The sequence below is a fragment of the Streptomyces sp. NPDC048650 genome (assembly GCF_043199095.1).
In the GTDB taxonomy this organism is placed as follows: Bacteria; Actinomycetota; Actinomycetes; order Streptomycetales; family Streptomycetaceae; genus Streptomyces.
Map to the genome: position 1 here is coordinate 361,048 of NZ_JBICVM010000007.1, position 19,759 is coordinate 380,806.

Genomic DNA, 19,759 nt, shown 5'->3' on the forward strand with positions numbered 1-19,759 from the left:
GGGTGCATCAACGATGGGAATTGCTGGTCACGGCATACGTGATCTGCCGTCACGCGCGGTCGCGGTCGTCGGGATCGGCTGCCGGTTCCCGCAGGCGGACGGGCCGGAGGCGTTCTGGCGGCTGCTGCGCGGCGGCTGTGACGCGATCACCGATCGGTGTGGCGGCCGGGGCCCGGCGCGCGGGGGGTTCCTCGATCGGGTGGACGCCTTCGATCCCGAGTTCTTCGGTATCTCGCGGCGCGAGGCCGTGACCATGGACCCGCAGCAGCGGTTGGCCCTCGAACTGGCCTGGGAGGCCGTCGAGCACGCCAGGACCCTGCCGGGCGACCTCGCGGGCAGCCGGACGGGCGTGTTCCTGGGGGTGATCGCCGACGACTACGCGGCGCTGCTGCGCGGCCAGGGGTCCGACGCGGTGACCGGGCACACGCTGACCGGGTTGCAGCGTGGCGTGATCGCCAACCGGATCTCCTACGCCCTGGGCCTGAACGGCCCGAGTCTGGTGGTGGACACCGGACAGTCGTCGTCGCTGGCCGCCGTGCACCTGGCGTGCGCGAGCCTGCGGGACGGCGAGTCCGACCTGGCTCTGGCCGGTGGTGTGAGCCTGATCCTCGCGCCGGACAGCACCCTGGCGCTGGAGCGGGCCGGGACGCTGTCTGCGGACGGGCGCTGCTTCACCTTCGACGCCCGCGCGAACGGTTACGTCCGGGGCGAGGGCGGCGGGGTCGTCGTCCTCAAGCTCCTGGAAGCCGCCGTCCGGGACGGCGACCGCATCCATGCCGTCATCCGCGGCAGCGCCCTGAACAACGACGGCGCGACCGAGACGCTGCCGACGCCGGGCCGTGCGGCGCAGGAGCGGGTGCTGCTCGCCGCCTGTGCCGACGCGGGCGTCGAGCCGGGCGAGGTCGGGTACGTCGAGTTGCACGGGTCGGGGACGCGGGTCGGCGACCCGATCGAGGCCGCCGCGCTCGGTGCGACGCTGGGTTCGGCCCACGCGCGCGACGCCCCGCTCCTGGTCGGGTCGGTGAAGACGAACATCGGTCATCTGGAGGGCGCGGCCGGGATCGCGGGGTTCGTCAAGGCCGTCCTGTGTGTCGGCGAACGCGAACTCGTTCCCAGCCTGAACCACGCCGAGCCCGGTGAGCGGATCCCGCTCGACGAGCTGCGTCTGCGGGTGAACACCGAGACCCGGCCCTGGCCGTCGCCGCAGGGGCCGCTGGTCGCGGGGGTCAGCTCGTTCGGGATCGGCGGAACCAACTGCCACGTGATCCTCTCGGACTGGCAGGGCGCGGAGCGGGCCGGCGGCGAAGACGATGCCGGGGTGCTGCCCTGGGTGCTGTCGGGGCGTGACGAACCCGCGCTGCGTGACCAGGCCGCACGGCTGCGCGCTCATGTGGCGGCGCGCCCGGAGCTGGCCCCGGCCTCGGTGGGCCGGTCGCTGGCCGTCACCCGCACCACGTTCGAACACCGCGCCGTCGTCGTCGCCGACGGCCGGGACGGATTCCTCGCCGAACTGGCGGCACGGTCGGCCGGGCAGCCGTCGGCGGCCGTGGTGGAGGGCCGTCACGAGGGGCCCCCGGTCCGGCCGGTATTCGTCTTTCCCGGCCAGGGCTCGCAGTGGGCGGGCATGGCAGCGGAGTTGATCGAATCCTCCCCGGTCTTCGCCGATCGGCTCGGTGAATGCGCCGACGCCCTCCGCCCCTACCTGGACTGGTCGCCGATCGATGTCCTGCGCGGTGTCCCCGGTGCGCCGCCGCTGGAGGCCGACGAGGTGATCCAGCCCGCGTTGTGGGCGGTGATGGTGTCGTTGGCCGCGCTGTGGCGCTCGGCCGGCGTGGAGCCCGCCGCCGTGGTGGGCCACTCGCAGGGCGAGATCGCCGCCGCCACCGCCATGGGCGCCCTGTCGCTCCGGGACGGCGCGCGGATCGTGGCCCTGCGCAGCCGGGTGCTGAACCGGATCGCGGGCCGTGGCGGGTTGCTGTCGGTGGAACTGCCGGTCGAACGGGTGGGGCGGGACCTCGCGAGGGTGGCGGCTTCGCTGTCGATCGCGGCGGTCAACGGCCCCGCGCACACGGTGGTCGCGGGTCCGGTCGCCGCGCTCGACACGCTGGCCGCCCACTACGGGCAGGAGGTGCGGACCCGGCGGCTTCCGATCGACTACGCCTCGCACAGCGCGGAGGTCGAGGAACTGCGGGAGGAATTGCTCACCGCCTTCGCCGGGATCGCCCCGCGCTCCATCGGCGTGCCGTTCCACTCGACCGTCACCGCCGAACCGATCGACACCGCCGAGCTGGACGCCGGGTACTGGTTCCGCAACCTGCGCGAGCCGGTGCGGTTCGGACCGGCCGTCGAGGAACTGCTGAACTCGGGCCACACGACGTTCCTGGAGGTCAGCCCGCATCCGGTGCTGGCGATGGGTATCCGGCAGGCGATCGACCTGTACGGCGGCGACGGCGCCGCGCTGAGCACGCTCCGGCGCGGCCACGGGGACCGCCACCGGTTCCTCACGGCGGCGGCCGAGTCGTTCGTCCGCGGCGTCGCGGTGGACTGGGCCGCGCTGCTGCCCGGTTCGCCGCCGCTGACCGACCTGCCGACCTACCCGTTCCAGCGCCGCTCCTACTGGCCGTCCGGGGTGCCCGGGGTCGCCGAGCCGGCGCCCGAAGCAACTCCGGCGCCAGTCACGGGAGTTGACGGGCGAACGGTGCTGGAGCTGGTCCAGAGCCGCACGGCGGTCGTGCTGGGCGCCGGATCGGCCGGCGACGTCAGGCCCGGCCGGACGTTCCGGGAGATGGGCCTGGACTCGGCCATGACGCTCGAACTGCGCGACCGGCTGTCGGCCGCGACGGGGCTGAATCTGGAGAGCACCCTCCTGTACGACCACCCGAGCCCGGCCGCCCTGGCCGCGGCGATCGGTGAGCTGAAGGCGGGCGCGTCCACCGGTGGTTCGCCGGCGGTCGTGCGGGAGCGGGCGGATGCCGCCGACGACGCCGACGATGCCCACGACGCCGACGACCCCGTGGTCATCGTCGGCATGGCCTGTCGGTTCCCCGGCGGGGTGCGCTCGCCCGATGACCTGTGGAACCTGGTCGACGCCGGAACCGACGCCGTCGGCGGCTTCCCCGACGACCGGGGCTGGGATCTGGCGACGCTCCATCACCCGGATCCGCAACGCCTCGGCACGTCCTACGTCCGCCAGGGCGGCTTCATACCGGACGTGACGGACTTCGACGCGGAGTTCTTCGGGATCAGCCCGCGGGAAGCCCTCGCCATGGACCCGCAGCAACGGCTCCTCCTGGAAGTCGCGTGGGAGGCGCTGGAGCGTGCCGGGATCGACCCCTCGACGCTCAAGGGCAGCCGGACCGGCGTGTTCGCCGGGGCGATGCACTCCGGCTACGGGCCGAGCATGGAAGCCGCCGGGCACGGCGTCGCGGGACACCTGCTGACCGGCACCAGCGCGAGCGTGATCTCCGGGCGGATCGCCTATGTCCTCGGCCTGAACGGGCCCGCGCTGACCGTGGACACCGCTTGCTCGGCGTCGCTGGTCGCGTTGCACCAGGCGGTGCGGGCGGTGCGGGCCGGAGAATGCTCGCTCGCCCTGGCCGGCGGCGTCACGGTGATGGCGACCCCCGGCATGTTCGTGGAGCTCTCCCGCCAGCGGGTGCTGGCAGCCGACGGCCGCTGCAAGGCATTCTCCGCCCGGGCGGACGGCACCGGGTGGGGCGAGGGCGCGGGCATGCTCGTGGTCGAACGGCTCTCGGACGCCCGGCGGCACAGCCACCCCGTCCTCGCGGTCATCGCCGGAAGTGCCATCAACTCCGACGGCGCCTCCAACGGGCTGTCCGCGCCGAGCGGCGTCGCCCAGCAGCGCGTCATCGCGGACGCGCTCGCCGATGCCGAGCTCGTGCCGCAGCAGGTCGACGCCGTGGAGGCGCACGGGACGGGCACCGCCCTCGGCGACCCGATCGAGGCCAACGCCCTGCTGGCCGCCTACGGGCGTGATCGGGACCGGCCACTGTGGCTGGGGTCCCTCAAATCCAACATCGGACATGCGCAGGCGGCGGCGGGCGTCGGCGGCGTCATCAAGATGGTCCAGGCCATCCGGAACGCGGCCCTGCCCGCCACCCTGCACGTCGACGAGCCGTCCCCGCACGTGGACTGGTCGGCCGGGACGGTGGCCCTGCTCGACCGGGCCCGTCCCTGGCCGGACACCGGCGAGCTCCGGCGTGGCGGCGTTTCCTCGTTCGGAATCAGTGGCACCAACGCCCACGTGATCCTGGCGGAGCCGCCGGCCGAGGCCGAGGCCGAGTCCGCCGTCGAGCCGGTGCGGCCGCCCGTGGTGCCGGTCGTCCTGTCGGCCCGGACACCGGACGCGCTGCGCGAGCAGGCGCGGGTGCTGGCCGCCGAACCGCTCGACCCGGTCGGCGCGGCGCCGGCCCTGACCGCGCGGGCCTCCCTCGACGAGCGCGCAGTGGTGATCGCCCGGGACCGGCACGAGGCCGGCCGGGCCCTGGACGCGCTGGCCCGTGCCGAAGAGGCCCCCGGCGTGGTCACCGGCCGTGCGGGCGAGCCCGGCCGGACCGTTCTGGTCTTTCCCGGACAGGGCGGCCAGTGGCGGGGCATGGCGTCGGCTCTCGCCGCCGAAAGCCCCGTCTTCGCCGCCCGCCTGGCCGAGTGCGAGCGCGCGCTCGCGCCGTACGTCGACTGGTCGCTGGCCGACGTCCTGGACGGCGCGCCCCTGCTCGACCGGATCGACGTCGTGCAGCCCGCTCTGTGGGCCGTGATGGTGTCGCTGGCCGAGCTGTGGCGGTCGGCCGGGGTCGTCCCGGACGCCGTGGTCGGCCACTCGCAGGGCGAGATCGCCGCCGCCGTCGTGGCCGGGGCGCTCTCCCTCGACGACGGCGCCCGCGCCATCGCGTTGCGCAGCGGCGTGGCCGTCGACCTGATGGGCAAGGGGGCGATGGCCGTGATCCCGCTGCCCGCGGAGCGGGTGCGGGAACGACTCGGCACGCTGAGCATCGCCGCGATCAACGGACCGGCCACCACCGCGGTGGCCGGAGCCCCGGACGCGATCGCCGAGCTGGTCGACACCTACCGGGCCGAGGGCGTCAACGCCCGTGTGATCCCGGCGGCCTTCGCCTCGCACTGCCCGGCGGTCGAACCGATCCGCGAGAAGATCCTGGCCGAGCTGGCGTCGCTGGTGCCGCGCACCGGCGAGATCGCGCTGATGTCCTCGGTCACCGCCGACTGGCAGGAGGGCGGTGAGCTCGACGCGGCCTACTGGTACCGGAACCTGCGGCACACCGTGCGCTTCCAGGAGGCGGTCGAAGCGCTCATCGCGTCCGGCCACACCACGTTCGTCGAGGTCGGCCCGCACCCGGTGCTGGCCGGCAGCATCGGCCAGATCCTCGAGGAGACCGAGGCCGACGGGATCGTGACCGGCTCGCTGCGCCGCGACGACGGGGGACTGCACCGGTTCCTCACCTCCGCCGCCGAGGCGTACGTCCAGGGCCTGCCCATCGCGTGGGAGCGGCTCACCGGAACCGCCGCCGCCCACGTCGACCTGCCCACCTACCCCTTCCGACGTCGCCGCTACTGGCTCACGGGCACGGCCGGGCCGTCCGGCACGGCCGACCTCGGCCAGGCCCCGGCCGGTCATCCCCTGCTCGGCGCGGCCGTCGAACTCGGCGACGGTGAGACGGTGTTCACCGGGCGGCTGTCGACCCGCACCCATCCCTGGCTGGCCGACCACACCCTGTCGGGGACGGTCGTCGTACCGAGCACCGCGCTCCTGGAACTGGCACTGCACGCGGGCGCGAGGTCCGGCACGGCGCGGATCGAGGAACTGACGGTCGCCACGCCGATGGAACTCCCGGCGGACGGCGCCGTCGACCTGCGCGTCCGGGTGGCGGGCGAGGACGGCAACGGGCTGCGGACCTGCCGGATATCGGGCCGGGCGACCGACGGCGAGTGGATCGAGCATGCCACCGGAACCCTCGGCCCCGACACGGCCACGGCACCGGCCCCCGAGGACTGGCCTCCGGCCGGCGCGAGACCGGTACCACCGGCCCGCATGTACGAGGACCTCGGCCTGCAGGGGTACGGGCACGGTCCGGTGTTCCAGGGGCTGCGGGCCGCCTGGCGGCGCGACGGCGAGCAGTTCTCCGAGGCCGCCCTGCCCGAGCCGGAGGACACGCACGCCGGTGCCTACCACCTGCACCCCGCCCTGCTGGACGCGTCCCTGCACGGCCTGATCGCCGACGCCTCGGGCCCCGCGGGCCAGTGCATGCAGCCGCTGCGCTGGCGCGGAGTGTCCCTGTTCGGTACGGGTGGCCGAGCGTCCCTGCGGGTGCACGCGGCGCCTGCCGTGGACGGAGGCCGCCCGCTGACCCTGTTCGACGCCTCGGGAGACCCGGCGGGCCTCGTCGATTCGCTGGAGTTGCGCCCGGTCGCTGCGGGCCGCCCGGCCGACCCCACCGCCGTGGCGCGCGGTTCCCTGTTCGCGCTGGGCTGGGAAACGCTGCCCGGGCCGGCGGCCGGAACGCCGCGCGGCAGGGTTCCGATCCCCTGGGACGCCCTCGACCTGGACGCGCTGCTCGCGGCGGGCGCGCCACCCGAGCACGTCGTCGTGGCCTGCCCGGCCGGCGAGGACGGAACCGACCCGGCGACGGCGGCCAGGAACGCGGCCCACCGAACGCGGGGGCTGCTCGGCCGATGGCTCGCCGAGGACCGACTCGCCGGATCCTGCCTGGTGTTGGTGACTCATGGGGCCGTTGCCGCCCGGACCGGCGAGACCGTCCGGGACCTCGCGCAGGCGGCGGTCTGGGGCCTGGTGCGGACAGCGCAGGTCGAGCACCCGGGCCGGTTCGCCCTGGTCGACCTCGCTCCTGACGCGGCCGAGGTTCCGGCCCGGGCACTGGCGTCGGACGAGAACCAGGTGGCGGTCCGTGACGGCGCCGTCCTGGCGCCCCGGCTCGTGCCCGCAGCGGGTGACCCCGCGCTCCAGCTCCCCGACGACACCCGTGCCTGGCGCCTCGACCTCACCGAGCGCGGCACCCTCACCGCCCTCAAGGTCCGGCCCACCCCCGAGGCCGCCGCCGAACCCGGCCCCGGCCAGGTCCGGATCGCGGTTCGCGCCGCCGGGCTCAACTTCCACGACGTCCTGGGCGCGCTCGACATGCACCCCGGTGACCCCGGCCCGCTCGGCCTGGAAGGCGCGGGCGTGGTCACCGCGACCGGGCCCGGTGCCACCGGCCTGACCGTCGGCGATCGCGTCATGGGCCTCTTCCCGGCCGCGTTCGGCAACGTGGCCCAGGCCGACCACCGCACCCTCGTCAAGATGCCCGCCGGCTGGTCGTTCACCCGGGCCGCCGCCGTACCGGTCGCCCATCTGACCGCCCTGCACGCTCTGATCGAGCTGGGCGGCGTGAGCGCCGGCGCCCGCGTCCTGATCCATGCCGGGGCCGGTGGCGTCGGCATGGCCGCCGTCCAGCTCGCCCGGCACCTGGGCGCGGAGGTCTACGCGACCGCGAGTCCCGCCAAGTGGGCCGCGCTGCGTGCCCTCGGCGTCGACGACGACCACCTCGCGTCGTCCCGCGAGCCCGGATTCGGCGCACGCTTCGGCGCGGGTGGCCGGCGCATGGCGGTCGTCCTGAACTCGCTGACCGGCGAGCTCGTCGACGAGTCGCTGCGGCTGCTGCGTCCCGGCGGGCTCCTGGTCGAACTGGGCAGGACCGATCCGCGCGATCCGGCCGAGGTGGCCGCCGCGTACCCCGGTGCGCGCTACCAGGCGTTCAACCTCCTCCAGTTGCCGCCCGAGCACCTCGCCCGCCTTCTGAACCGAGCGGTCGAGCTGTTCGCCGAGGGCGCGTTCACCTGGCCCGCCGTCACCGACATGGACGTCCGGCGCGCACCGGAAGCCTTCGGCCTGCTGCGTCAGGGCACCCACGTCGGCAAGGTCGTGCTCACCGTCCCGCCGATCCTCGACCCGGACGGAACCGTGCTGATCACCGGCGGGACCGGCGCCGTCGGCCGGGCCGTCGCCCGGCACCTGGTCACCGAACACGGCGCGCGACGGCTCCTGTTGGCCGGACGCCGGGGCGGCGACGCGCCCGGAGCGGCCGAGCTGGCGTCCGACCTGAACGGGCTCGGCGCCGAGGTGACGTTCGCGGCGGTGGACGTCGCCGACCGGGACGCCGTCGCCGCGATGATCGAGGCCGTCCCCGACCGGCACCCGCTGACCGCCGTGGTCCACGCCGCGGGCGTCGTGGACGACGCGCCGATCACCTCGCTCACTGCCGAACAGATCGACCGGGTGATGCGCGTCAAAGCCGACGGGGCCTGGCATCTGCACGAGTTGACCGCGGGCCACCCGCTCACCGCGTTCGTCCTGGTCTCCTCGATCATGGGGATGCTCGGCGGCGCCGGGCAGGGCGGCTACACCGCGGCCAACGCGTTCCTCGACGCGCTCGCCCGGTACCGCCGCACGCAGGGCCTGCCCGCCCTCGCGCTGGCCTGGGGCCTGTGGGACGACCCGGACGGCATGATGGGCGCCCTCACCGCCGCCGACCGGGCCCGTTTCGCCCGGGCCGGGCTCGTGGAGGTGGCTCCCGACCACGGCCTGGCCCTGCTGGAGGCGGCACTGCCGTCACCGCACGCAGTCCTGGCGCCCGCACGGCTCGACCGCGAGATCCTGCGCAACCTCGGAGCGGACCTTCCGCCGGTCCTTCGCGAGGTCGTGGCGGCCGCCGGAGCGGGCCGGCCCGGGCACGTGCCCGTACACCGACAACACCGGCCGCTGCGGGACGAGTTGGCCGGCCTGGCCGCCGGTGAACGCGCCGGGGTCCTGGCCGACCTGGTCCGGACCCACATGGCCGCCGTCCTGGGCTCCCGGCCCGAGGCGATCCCGGACGACAGGCCGTTCGGCGAGCTCGGGCTCGACTCGCTCACCTCGGTCGAGTTCCGCAACCGCCTCAACACGGCGACGGCCCTCAAACTGCCCGTCACCCTGCTGTTCGAGGCGCCGACGCTTCCCGAGCTCGTCGCCGTCCTGGACGCCGAACTCGTCCCCTCCCAGGAGGTACCGGCCGCCCCGGCGGACGCCTCCGGGGACGGCGAGGCGGACGTGGCGGCGCTCGTCGAGGCCGCGACCGCCGAGGAACTGCTCGACTTCATCGACCGTGAGCTCTCCCGCTCCTGACCCGCCTACGGAGGACCGATCCGTCATGGGATCAGAAACACACGAGAAGCTGCTCGGTTACCTCAAGCGCCTCACCCTCGACCTGCACCAGGCGCGCGAGCGCGTGCGCGAGCTGGAGGAGGCCGACCGCGAGCCGATCGCGATCGTCGGCATGGCGTGCCGGTATCCGGGCGGGGTCGACTCGCCGGCCGCCCTGTGGCGGCTGCTGGCCTCCGGCGGGGAGACCGTGGGCGCGTTCCCCCGTGACCGGGGCTGGGACGACGGCCTGCACGCCCCCGAGAGCGGCGGCCGGAGCCTGACGGGCTCCGGCGGCTTCCTCTACGACGCGGCGGACTTCGACGCCGGCTTCTTCGGCATCAGCCCGCGCGAGGCCCTGGCCATGGACCCGCAGCAAAGGCTGCTGCTGGAGACCGCCTGGCGGGCCTTCGAGGACGCCGGGATCGACCCGGAGTCGGTGCGCGACACCGAGACCGGCGTGTTCACCGGGCTGTCCTGCAACGACTACGGGCTGGGGCGCGGCGACGTGCCCGAGGAGGCCGAGGGCTTCCTGACGACCGGGACGGCGGGCGGCGTCGCGTCCGGCCGGCTCTCCTACACCCTCGGCCTGCGCGGCCCGGCGATCACCGTGGAGACGGCCTGCTCGTCCTCGCTGGTCGCGCTGCACCTGGCCGTCCAGTCGCTGCGCCGCGGCGAGTGCACGATGGCGCTGGCGGGCGGCGCGACGGTCATGGCCACACCGCAGCTGTTCACCGAGTTCACCCGCATGCAGGGGCTGTCACCGGACGGCCGGTGCCGCCCTTTCTCGGCCGCCGCCGACGGCAGCGGGTTCTCCGAGGGTGTGGGCGTGCTGCTGGTGGAACGGCTGTCCGACGCGCGACGGCTCGGCCACCCCGTGCTGGCCGTGGTGCGCGGCAGCGCGGTGAACCAGGACGGCACCAGCAACGGCTTCACCGCACCGAGCGGGTCCGCGCAACAGCGGGTCATCCGACAGGCGTTGAACGACGCGCGGCTGTCGCCCGGTGACATCCAGGTGGTGGAGGCGAGCAGCACCGGCACCCCGCTCGGCGACCCGATCGAGGCGCGCGCCCTGCTGGCCGCCTACGGGCGTGAGCGGGACCAGCCGTTGCGGCTCGGCTCGCTGAAGCCCAACATCGGGCACTCCCAGGCGGCGGCGGGTGTCGCCGGGGTCATGAAGACGGTGCTGTCGATGCGGTACGGCAGGCTCCCCGCCACCTTGCACGTGGACGAGCCCACCCCGCATGTCGACTGGTCGGCGGGCGCGGTCGAGCTCGTCGCCGAGGAGAGCGCGTGGCCCCGGACGGCAGGGCCGAAACGCGCCGCGGTGTCCTCGCAGGGCATCAGCGGCACCAACGCGCACGTGATCATCGAAGAAGCTCCCGCCCTCCCCGAACAGGCGCCGTCCGCCGAGGAGTCCCGGCCCGCCGAGCAGGACGGGCCACGCCTGCTGACCCTCTCGGCCAAGACACCGACCGCGCTCGCCGAGCTCACCGCGCGCTACGCCGAGCTGCTCGCCGACGGCGCCGACGGCGCCGACCGCGATCCCCTCGCGTCGATCTGCCGGACCACGAGCCTGGGGCGGGCGCACTTCACGCACCGGCTCTCGGCCGTCGCGTCCTCGCGCGCCGAGCTGCGGGACCTCCTCACGCGAACGCGCCCGGACGAGGGGCCGCCGCCCGGGGTCCGCGTCGGCGCGCGGGCCCCGGAGACCAGCCGGGGCCCGGTGTTCCTCTTCACCGGCAGCCCGGACTCGCTGTCCGCCGCCGCGGCCGCCGAGCTGGCCGCGGCCGAGCCGGTCTTCCGCCGCGCCGTGGACCGATGCGCCGAGGCGGGCGGCGGCCGGCCCTCGCCGTTCGCCGTCGCGTACGCGCTCGCCGAGCTGTGGCGGTCGTGGGGCGTGGCGCCCGCCGCCGTCCGCGGCCACGGCACCGGCGAGCCGGTGGCCGCGTGCGTCACGGGCACGATGAGCCTGGAGGACGCGCTGCGGGCGGCGGCCCGGACTCCGGCGGATGCCGGCGAGCCGGAGTCGTTCACCGACGAGATCGCCGCGCTGCTGCGCGAGGGGCACCGGACCTTCGTGGAGATCGGGCCCGCCTCGCCGCTCCTCGACCAGGTTCGGACGACCGCGCACACCGTGTTCCTGCCGTCGCTGCGCGAGGGAGCGGACGCCCGGCGCACCCTCCTCGACAGCCTCGGCGTGCTGTACACCCGCGGCGCCCGGATCGACTGGACGGGCGTGCACGGCGAGTGCGCCGGGCCGCCTGCGTCGCTGCCCGGATACCCCTTCCAGCGCGAGCGCTACTGGCTCTGGACGGGAGGCGGCCGCGGGGGACAGGCACCGGCTCACGGCGGGCCGCTGGTCGCGCAGGTACGGCTCGTCGGCGCCGACGGCACGCCCGTGGCGCTCGCCGACGGCGTACGCCTGGAAGCGGTGCCCGGCGCGGCCGGCTCCGCCGCGCCGGAAACGGGCGGGCCGGCCGCGCCCGCGGCGGACGGGGCCGCCGCGCCCGAGACCGCGAACGCCGCCGAGGCGGCGGTCGGCATCGTCGGCCGGGCGCGCGGCGCGGCCGTCACCGGCGACGACCTGCACCTGTCGCTGCGGAGCCTGGGCATCGACTCGCTGATCGCGATGGAAATCCGGCAGACCCTCGCCCGGCGGCTCGGCGTCGACCTTCCGCTGCCCGACCTGCTGGACGGCCGGAGCGTCGCCGACATCGCGCAGACCGTCCAGGCGGCCCGCGGCGGCGCGGACCGGACCGAGGAGCCCGGGACGACGCTGGTCGCCGACCCGGCGGCCCGCCACGAGCCGTTCCCGCTCACCGACCTCCAGCAGGCCTATCTGGTCGGCCGGACCGACGCGTTCGAGCTCGGCAACGTATCCACCTCCTTCCTCGTCGAGATCGACCTGGAGGAGACCGACCTCGAGCGGCTCGCCGGCTCCTTCCGGCACCTCGTCGACCGGCACGACATGCTCCGCGCGGTCGTGTCCGGGGACGGGCACCAGCGGGTGCTCGCCGAGGTCCCCGACTACCGGATCGCCACGGTCGACCTGCGGACGTGCGACGACGCCGAACGGGCCCGCCGACTGGCGGAGATCCACGAGGAGATGCGGCACCAGGTCTTCGACACCGAGGTCTGGCCACTGTTCGACATCCGGGCGACGTTGCTCGACGCGCAAACGACCCGGCTGCACCTCGGTTTCGACGCGCTGATCATGGACGGCCGGAGCTCCGGGGTGCTGTTCCAGGAGTGGGCACAGGCCTACCGCTCCGGGACGCCCACGGCGCCCGCCCCTGCCCTCACCTACCGCGACTACGTGCTCGCCGCCACCGAGACGGATGCCGCGCGGCGCGAGAAGTCGCTCGCCTACTGGCAGGCACGCGTCGCCTCCCTCCCGCCCGCGCCCCGCCTGCCGCTGCGACCGGGATCCGCGCCACGGCAGCCGGTGTTCACCCACCGGACGGGCCGGATCGAGCCCGCGGCGTGGCAGCGCTTCAAGGAGAACGCCGCCGCGGCGGGCATCTCCCCTTCGGCGTCCCTGTGCACCGCGTATGCGCAGGTCCTTGCCGCCTGGAGCGCCTCGCCGCGCTTCACGCTCAACCTGCTGGCGTTCAACCGGCGGCCGCTGCACGAGGACGTCGGCAGGGTCATCGGAAACCTCAGCGCGACCACCCTGCTGGAAGTCGACGCCACCCCCGCCCAGGACTTCACCTCGGGCGCCGCGCGGCTGCAGAACCAGTTGCTGACCGACCTCGACCATGGGCACGTCAGCGGCGTCGAGGTGCTGCGCGAGCTCAACCGCACCCGGGGCGGGACCGGTCTGGCGAGCATGCCCGTGGTCTTCACCAGCACGATCGGCTTCTCGGGACGGGGCGACGGTGAGCGCGGCGCGCTCACGGCACTGACCACGCTCGGCGCCGGTGGCAGCCTGGTGTCCAGCTCGGTACGGACGCCGCAGGTGTGGCTCGACCACCAGGCCCTGGAGGAGGCCGGGGAACTGGTCCTCAACTGGGACGTGGTGGAGGAGATGTTCCCCGACGGCGTCGTCGACGGGATGTGGGACGCCTACCTGGACCTGGTGCGGGACCTGTGCGGCGAGGGGGCGTGGCGGCGCCCGCCGTCGGTGCTCGCGCCGACGGCCGACCTGGAGATGCGGAGGGCGGCCAACGCCACGGACGCCCCCGTCCCCTCCGAACTGCTGCACGACGCGTTCCTGCGGCAGGCCGAGAGCCGGCCGAACGCCCCCGCCGTCATCACCGCCGCTCGGACCCTCGACTACGGCGAGGTGGACCGCCGCTCCGACCGGATCGCCCGGTGGCTGATCGACCGCGGCGCCGGCCCGGGCGTGCTCGTCGCCATCGTGATGGACAAGAGCTGGGAGCAGGTCGTCGCGGCGTTGGGCATCCTCAAGGCCGGGGCCGCCTATGTGCCGGTGGACGCCGCCATGCCCGGCCGCCGACTTCGGATGATCATGGAGACCGCCGGTATCGAGCTGGTGCTGACCCGGTCGGCGGTCGCCGACGGGCTCGACCTGCCGGACGGAACCCGCTCGCTGCATGTCGACACCGAGCCGGCGGACACCGGTGCGAGCGGCCCCCTGCCGCCTTCCCCGGCCGGGCCCGACGATCTCGCCTACGTCATCTTCACCTCGGGTTCCACCGGGGTCCCGAAGGGCGTGATGATCGAGCACGCCGGCGCGGTCAACACGATCCAGGACATCAACGACCGCTTCGACGTGACCGCACGCGACCGCGTCCTGGCCCTGTCCGCGCTCCACTTCGACCTCTCGGTCTACGACGTGTTCGGCCTGCTCGCGGTCGGCGGAGCCCTGGTCCTGCCCGACGCGTCGGCACAGCGCGAACCGGCCGCCTGGCTGGAGTTGGTGAACCGGCACCGCGTGACGCTCTGGAACAGCGTCCCCGCGCTGATGGACATGTTCGTCGCACACTCCCAGGCCCTCGCGCCGGTGCCGTCGCTGCGCGTGGTGATGATGAGCGGCGACTGGATCCCCGTCACCCTCCCCGGAGTCCTCGCCCCGACCCTGCCGAACGCGCGGACCTGGAGCCTCGGCGGCGCGACCGAGGCGTCCATCTGGTCGATCCAGTACCCGATCACCCACGTGGCCCCGGACCGGACGAGCATCCCGTACGGCAGGCCGATGCGAAACCAGCGCTTCCATGTGCTGGACGAGGCGTTGCGGCCGCGCCCGACCTGGGTCCCCGGCGACCTGTACATCGCCGGTGTCGGCCTCGCCCGCGGCTACCTCGGCGACGAGGCGAAGACGCGCGCGGCGTTCCTGCGCCACCCGGTGACGGGCGAGCGGCTCTACCGGACCGGTGACCACGGCCGCTACCTGCCGGACGGCACCATCGAGTTTCTGGGGCGCGCGGATTCCCAGGTGAAGGTCCAGGGGCATCGGATCGAGCTCGGCGAGGTCGAGGCCGCGCTGCTGCGCCGGCCGGACGTCCGCGCGGCGGCCGTGGTGGCCGAGGGCGAACGGGGCGGCCCCCGGCGGCTCGTGGGGTACGCCGTGACGGGTACCTCCGAGGACGAGCTGCGCGAGGCGCTCGGCCGGGAACTGCCCGGCTACATGGTGCCCGCCCGCATCGTCCTCCTGGACGAACTGCCGCTGACCGGCAACGGCAAGGTGGACCGCGGCCGGCTGCCGTCGCTCGAAGAGGGAGCCCCACGCTCCGTTGCGGCGGTCGCACCGCGCGATGCGACCGAACGGCTCCTCGCCGAGATCTGGGCCGAGTTCTTCGCACCCGCCGACGGGACCGTCGGCGTCACCGCGAACTTCTTCGACCTCGGCGGCGACTCGATGCTCGCGGTGCGGATGATGGCCCGGATCCGGCAGCGCACCGGCCGGTCGCTGCCGGTGGCCACGCTGCTCGCCCGGCCGACCGTCGCGTCGCTCGCCGAGGCGCTGCGCGATCCGCTCGGCGACGAAGGCCGGGCGGCCCTGGTCACGCTCCGGGACACCGGGGCCCGGCCACCGCTGATCCTCGTCCACCCGGTCGGCGGCGACGTGCTCTGCTACGCCGGGCTCGGCGCCCTCCTGGACGACGACCAGCCGCTTCACGCCCTTCAGTACCCCGACCTCGAACCGGCGCCGCAGACCGTCGCCGCCCTGGCCGCGCACTACGCCGACGCGATCACCGAACGGTTCCCGGACGGCCCGTACCGGCTCGGCGGCTGGTCCATGGGCGGCGTGATCGCCCTGGAGACCGCCCACCTGCTCACCGGGCGGGGCGGGACGGTCGAGCTCGTCGCGGCGGTGGATCTGCTCGAACCGCCCGGCCGCGCCGAACCCGCCGCCGACGCGGCGCTGCTGGCTCGCTTCGCCCGCGACCTGGCCGGTCTTGCGGGAGGCGACTGGAACCCCGAGCCGGCCGAGTTCGAGCCCACGGGCGACCGGTCCCCGGTCGAGGAACTGCTGACGCGGGCCCGGCACGCCGCCGTCCTGCCGGACGACATCGACGCCGCCACCCTGGAACGGCTCGCGGGCCGGTTCCTGCGCCTCAGCCGCGCGCTGGCCGACCACGAGCCCGCCGCGTACCGGGGCAGGGTCCGGCTCCTGCAAGCCATGGACGGGGCCACCGCCGCGACCACCCGGCAGTGGCTGGACCTCCTCGGCGACCGGGCCGAGAGCGTCGACGTGCCCGGCGACCACTACAGCGTCATGCGCTCGCCGAACCTCCGGACGCTGGCGGCCGAGCTCGGCAAGGCCCTGGACGACCTGTGATCCGAACCCGCCGAACCCGCCGAACCAAGAGAAGCAGCCGAACCAGGAGGACCGGATGACCACCGTGGAACTGCCGACCCGGGCCGAGGCGGGCCTCACCGCCGCATCGGTCATGGACCGCGTACGGGCGTACGCCTCGGACCTCCCGGCATACGCGCCGGAGATCGAGCAGGTGGGCCGGATTCCCGGTGATGTCCTCGACGGCCTGAAGGCCACCGGGCTGTTGCGCGCCGCTCTGCCACCGGCGCTGGGCGGTGTCGAGATGACCGTGCCGGAGATCACGCGGGCCGTCGACCTGTTGGCGGAGGGGGACGCCTCGGTCGCCTGGTGCGCGGCCGTCGCGCTGAACGCCGCGCTGGCCGTGGTCTCGCTGCCCCCGGAGGTGTTCACCGAGCTGTTCCCCGACCCGGACCTGATCACCGCGACGGTGCTGCCGCCGACCGGGCGGGCGGTCCGGCGGGGCGGCGGCTACCTCCTGTCGGGCCGCTGGACCTACGGCAGCGGGATCACCCACGCCGACCGGGTGATGGCCGGGTTCCAGATCCCGGAAGGCGCCCCGAGGATCGCCGTCTTCGACGCCGCGCACGCGCGGGTGCTCGACACCTGGAACACCACCGGGCTGCGCGGCACCGGCTCCCACGACTTCGAGGTCGCCGATCTGTTCGTCCCGGAACGGCACACGTTCGGGCTCGTGCCGTCCGGCACCCGGCAGGAGCCGCTCCATCTGCGCGCCGACAACCTCGCCCTCAAGATGGCGGGCGTGCCACTGGGTATCGGCAGGCGCGCGTGGAGCGCCGCCAGGGAGATCCTCGCCGCCAGGTCTTCCGCGCTGCCCTGGCCGGGCGTCCCGGCCGACCTCGCGCACGCCGAGTCGCTGATCGGCGCGGCGGACGCCTACGTGTACGCGACGCTGGAGAACGCCTGGGCCGCACAGGCGGCGGGCCTGGCGCCCGAACGCGGCACGGCCGCGCTGGCCCGCCGGTTCGCGCACCGGGCCTGCCGGGAGGCGGTCCAGCTCCTGTACGACGCCGTGGGATCGGCCGCGGTCTACACCGAGCGCACCCCGCTCGACCGGTGCCTGCGCGACCTCATCACCGCGAGCCGCCATGTCGCGTCCTCGGAGAAGATCCTCGACGGGGTCGGCGACCTGCGGCTCGGGGGCGACCCTGCCTCACCCCACCTCTGATCCGAGCAGGGGCCGGTCAGCCTCCGATGTGCCAGCTGAGGGTGCCGTCGCTGGTGGCGAGGGTGGCGAGGAGGATCAGGTCGGCGGCGCCGAGGGCGAGGCCGAGGAGGGCGCGGCCGCGGCGGTTGGTGCCGCGGGCCAGGGCCAGGCCGGCGAGGACCAGGGCGCAGGGGCCGAGGACCACGTTGAGGACCAGGGTGCCGAGCAGGCCGAGGACGAAGGAGGCCACTGCCATGCCGTCGGCGTGCGGGCGCGGCTGCCGGGTGGCGCGGGCGGCCTTCGTGGCGTGCGGGGTGGCTTCGGCGAGCGTGGTCATCGGGCGGTCCCCTCGTGGTGGCGGCGTTCGCGGAGCGTGAAGACGAGCAGCCAGCCGGCGATGACGGCGGCCGCGACGAGGGTGACCGGGAGGGGGAGGTGTGCCGCGGTGCCCAGCGTCATCCCCAACAGGAGGAGGGCTGCGACGAGGAAGAGCATGATCCTGCCTTTCCGACTCATGTCGTTCCGGCGGACAGGTGTACCGCCAGACTCAGAGGACAGTTGTTCACTGAGTTCCTCCAGTCTAGGGCCACCCGCGAGTGGAGGAGTTCGGAGAACGGTTGTTTACTGGATGACATGAGTCACACCGTGGGAGTCCGCCAGGCCCAGAAGCAGAAGACCCGGCAGGCGCTGCTCGACGCGGCGCTCGGCCTGCTGGCCGAACAGAGTCTGAGCAGCCTGGGGCTACGGGAGGTCACGCGGGTGGTGGGGATCGCCCCGACCGCGTTCTACCGGCACTTCAAGGACCTCGGCGAGCTGGGTGTCGCCCTGGTGGAGGAGGCGCTGGGGAGTCTGCACGCGATGGTGCGCGCGATCCTCGTCGAGCAGGCCGCGGCCGAGGAGCGGATCGACCGCACGATCGCCGTCGTCGTCCGCCATGTGCGCGAACACCCCGCGCACGTACGGTTCGTGGCGCGCGAGCGGCACGGCGGTGTGCGGGCCGTGCGGCAGGCCATCGCGGGCGAACTGGACCGGTTCGCGGAGGAGGTGGCGGATGCCCTCAAGTCCCAGCCGGTGTCCGAGGGCTGGCGGGACGAGGATGTACGGATGCTGGCGGAGCTGTACGTGGACCGGCTGGTGACAACGGCCGCGGCGCTGCTGGACGCCGACGACGGCGGCGCGGGGGAGGGTGAACGGGCGGTGCGCACGGCGCGGCGCCAGTTGCGGCTCATCGCCGTCGGGCGCCGGCATTGGCGGGAGGAAGGGGACGGAAAAGGAGCGGCGGAGGGGTAGGGGCGGCCGGGGGCGACCGGTCGTCCCTATCCGGCGCGGGCCGGCGTGGCCCGGATGCGATAGGTGCCGTCCGGGTTCTCGCCGAGGACGGTGACCGCGGCGCCGCTCCTGTGGTCGGTGTAGCCGGCGCCGGGGAGGAAGGTGGCGTCGGTCAGGCCCGCCTCGACGTGCTTGTCGGGGGCGAAGCACCCGCCGCTGCCGGGCGTGGCGTCGATGACCCGCAGCGGGCCGCGGCCCGAGGTGACGTGGGTGGTCACGCGGTAGACCAGGACGCCGGGGCGGCAGACCGTCGGGTCGAGGGGGCCGCGGGTGCGGGCCTCGGCGACCAGGGCGGAGTGCGGGGAGGTCGGTATGACCACGATCTTGGTGCCGCCAGGTACCGGCATCGGGGTGAGGGTGTGGTCGGACGGTGCCCCGCGGGGCGAGGCGCAGTGCACTTGACCGGCGGCCAGCCAGCCCAGCTTCCATTTGTGCCAGCCGAGGAAGTCGTTGCCCGGGCCCCAGTCCTCGTCCATCGGATCCCAGTGGCCGACCGGGGTCACGACGCGGCGGCCGTCCGTGTAGTAGAGGTCGGGGAGGCCGAAGGCATGCCCGTTCTCGTGATTGAGCACGCGGTAGGCGCTGTCCCCCGACTGTCGGCTCCAGATGAAGGACGCGTTGCGGAAGGGCACCCGGTCCGCCGTCTGCAACCCCATGTCGCCGCCGCTGAAGGTGACCGACAGGACCGTACGGGCCGCCGGCGGGCCCGCGTTGGGCGCGGCCAGGACGTTGATGACGTCGTATGCGCGGAAGTCGACCCTGCCGTCGACGGCACGCACGATCTCCCGGGACAGGGCGTGGTATCCGGTGTTCGACCCCGGCTCGAAGTTCGCGCCGCGCGTGACCCCGTACGCGGCCAGGGGGCGCGACATGCGGAGCCACCTCAGCAGCGGCTCGGGGCGGTAGGTGAGCCTGCCGTACGAGCTGGCGCGGAAGTGGTGTGCGGCGGCCGGGAAGAACTCGGCGAAGCGGGCCCGCGGGGTGATCGTGGCGCGGGCGTCGGGGAAGTCGATGAAGAGGGTGAGCGCCCGGACCGTGCCGTGTGAGCGGGCGTAGCCGGAGGGTGTGGTCGCGGCTTCGGCGACATCGTCCTTGATGCCGCCCAGCGCGCACCGGCCGCTCGGCGCCGCTCCGGGCGCAGTGGTGTCGGCCGCCGCGGTGGGCGGTATGCCCGTGGCCCCCGCGATGAGCGCGGTCGCCGCACTCATCGCCAGGGCCGCGGATATCTTCAGCCTCATGCTGATCACTCTGTGTGGCGACGCGGTGACCCGCGCGCCGGGTTAGGTCATCCGGAGGGTGCGCCGCGGGC

Annotated in this window: 7 protein-coding genes; 4 read left to right on the forward strand and 3 right to left on the reverse strand. The window is 74.5% G+C overall.

The window, feature by feature from the left end; genetic code table 11:
* Positions 1–13 precede the first annotated feature (13 nt).
* From ACGFML_RS22215 to ACGFML_RS22225, 3 genes are read left to right on the forward strand one after another with little or no spacing between them, the layout of a single operon-like run.
* The gene (locus ACGFML_RS22215) at positions 14–9,193 is read left to right on the forward strand and encodes a type I polyketide synthase (RefSeq protein ID WP_393546158.1); all 9,180 of its coding nucleotides are present in this window, start codon (positions 14–16) and stop codon (positions 9,191–9,193) included.
* Positions 9,194–9,218: 25 nt separating this feature from the next.
* A complete protein-coding gene (locus tag ACGFML_RS22220; RefSeq protein WP_393546159.1) occupies positions 9,219–15,956 on the forward strand; it encodes an amino acid adenylation domain-containing protein in 6,738 nt (2,245 codons plus the stop codon).
* Between the two features lie 55 nt (positions 15,957–16,011).
* Complete coding sequence (locus ACGFML_RS22225; protein ID WP_393546161.1) at positions 16,012–17,142, forward strand: acyl-CoA dehydrogenase family protein; 1,131 nt, start codon at positions 16,012–16,014, stop codon at positions 17,140–17,142.
* A gap of 16 nt (positions 17,143–17,158) precedes the next feature.
* On the opposite strand, the gene ACGFML_RS22230 is transcribed toward ACGFML_RS22225, so the two are convergent.
* Both ACGFML_RS22230 and ACGFML_RS22235 read right to left on the reverse strand, forming a co-directional pair.
* Positions 17,159–17,458, reverse strand: a complete 300-nt coding sequence (locus ACGFML_RS22230; RefSeq protein ID WP_393546163.1) for a hypothetical protein — start codon at positions 17,456–17,458, stop codon at positions 17,159–17,161.
* Positions 17,455–17,616 (reverse strand): hypothetical protein, encoded by a 162-nt coding sequence (locus ACGFML_RS22235; RefSeq protein WP_393546165.1) that lies wholly within the window; start codon positions 17,614–17,616, stop codon positions 17,455–17,457. The genes ACGFML_RS22230 and ACGFML_RS22235 overlap by 4 nt, the downstream gene beginning before the upstream one ends.
* 138 nt (positions 17,617–17,754) lie before the next feature.
* Between ACGFML_RS22235 and ACGFML_RS22240 the strand changes: the two genes are divergently transcribed.
* Positions 17,755–18,411, forward strand: a complete 657-nt coding sequence (locus ACGFML_RS22240; protein WP_393546167.1) for a TetR family transcriptional regulator — start codon at positions 17,755–17,757, stop codon at positions 18,409–18,411.
* Between the two features lie 26 nt (positions 18,412–18,437).
* Here ACGFML_RS22240 and ACGFML_RS22245 read toward each other — a convergent pair whose 3' ends face one another.
* Complete coding sequence (locus ACGFML_RS22245; RefSeq protein ID WP_393546169.1) at positions 18,438–19,688, reverse strand: M6 family metalloprotease domain-containing protein; 1,251 nt, start codon at positions 19,686–19,688, stop codon at positions 18,438–18,440.
* Positions 19,689–19,759 lie beyond the last annotated feature (71 nt).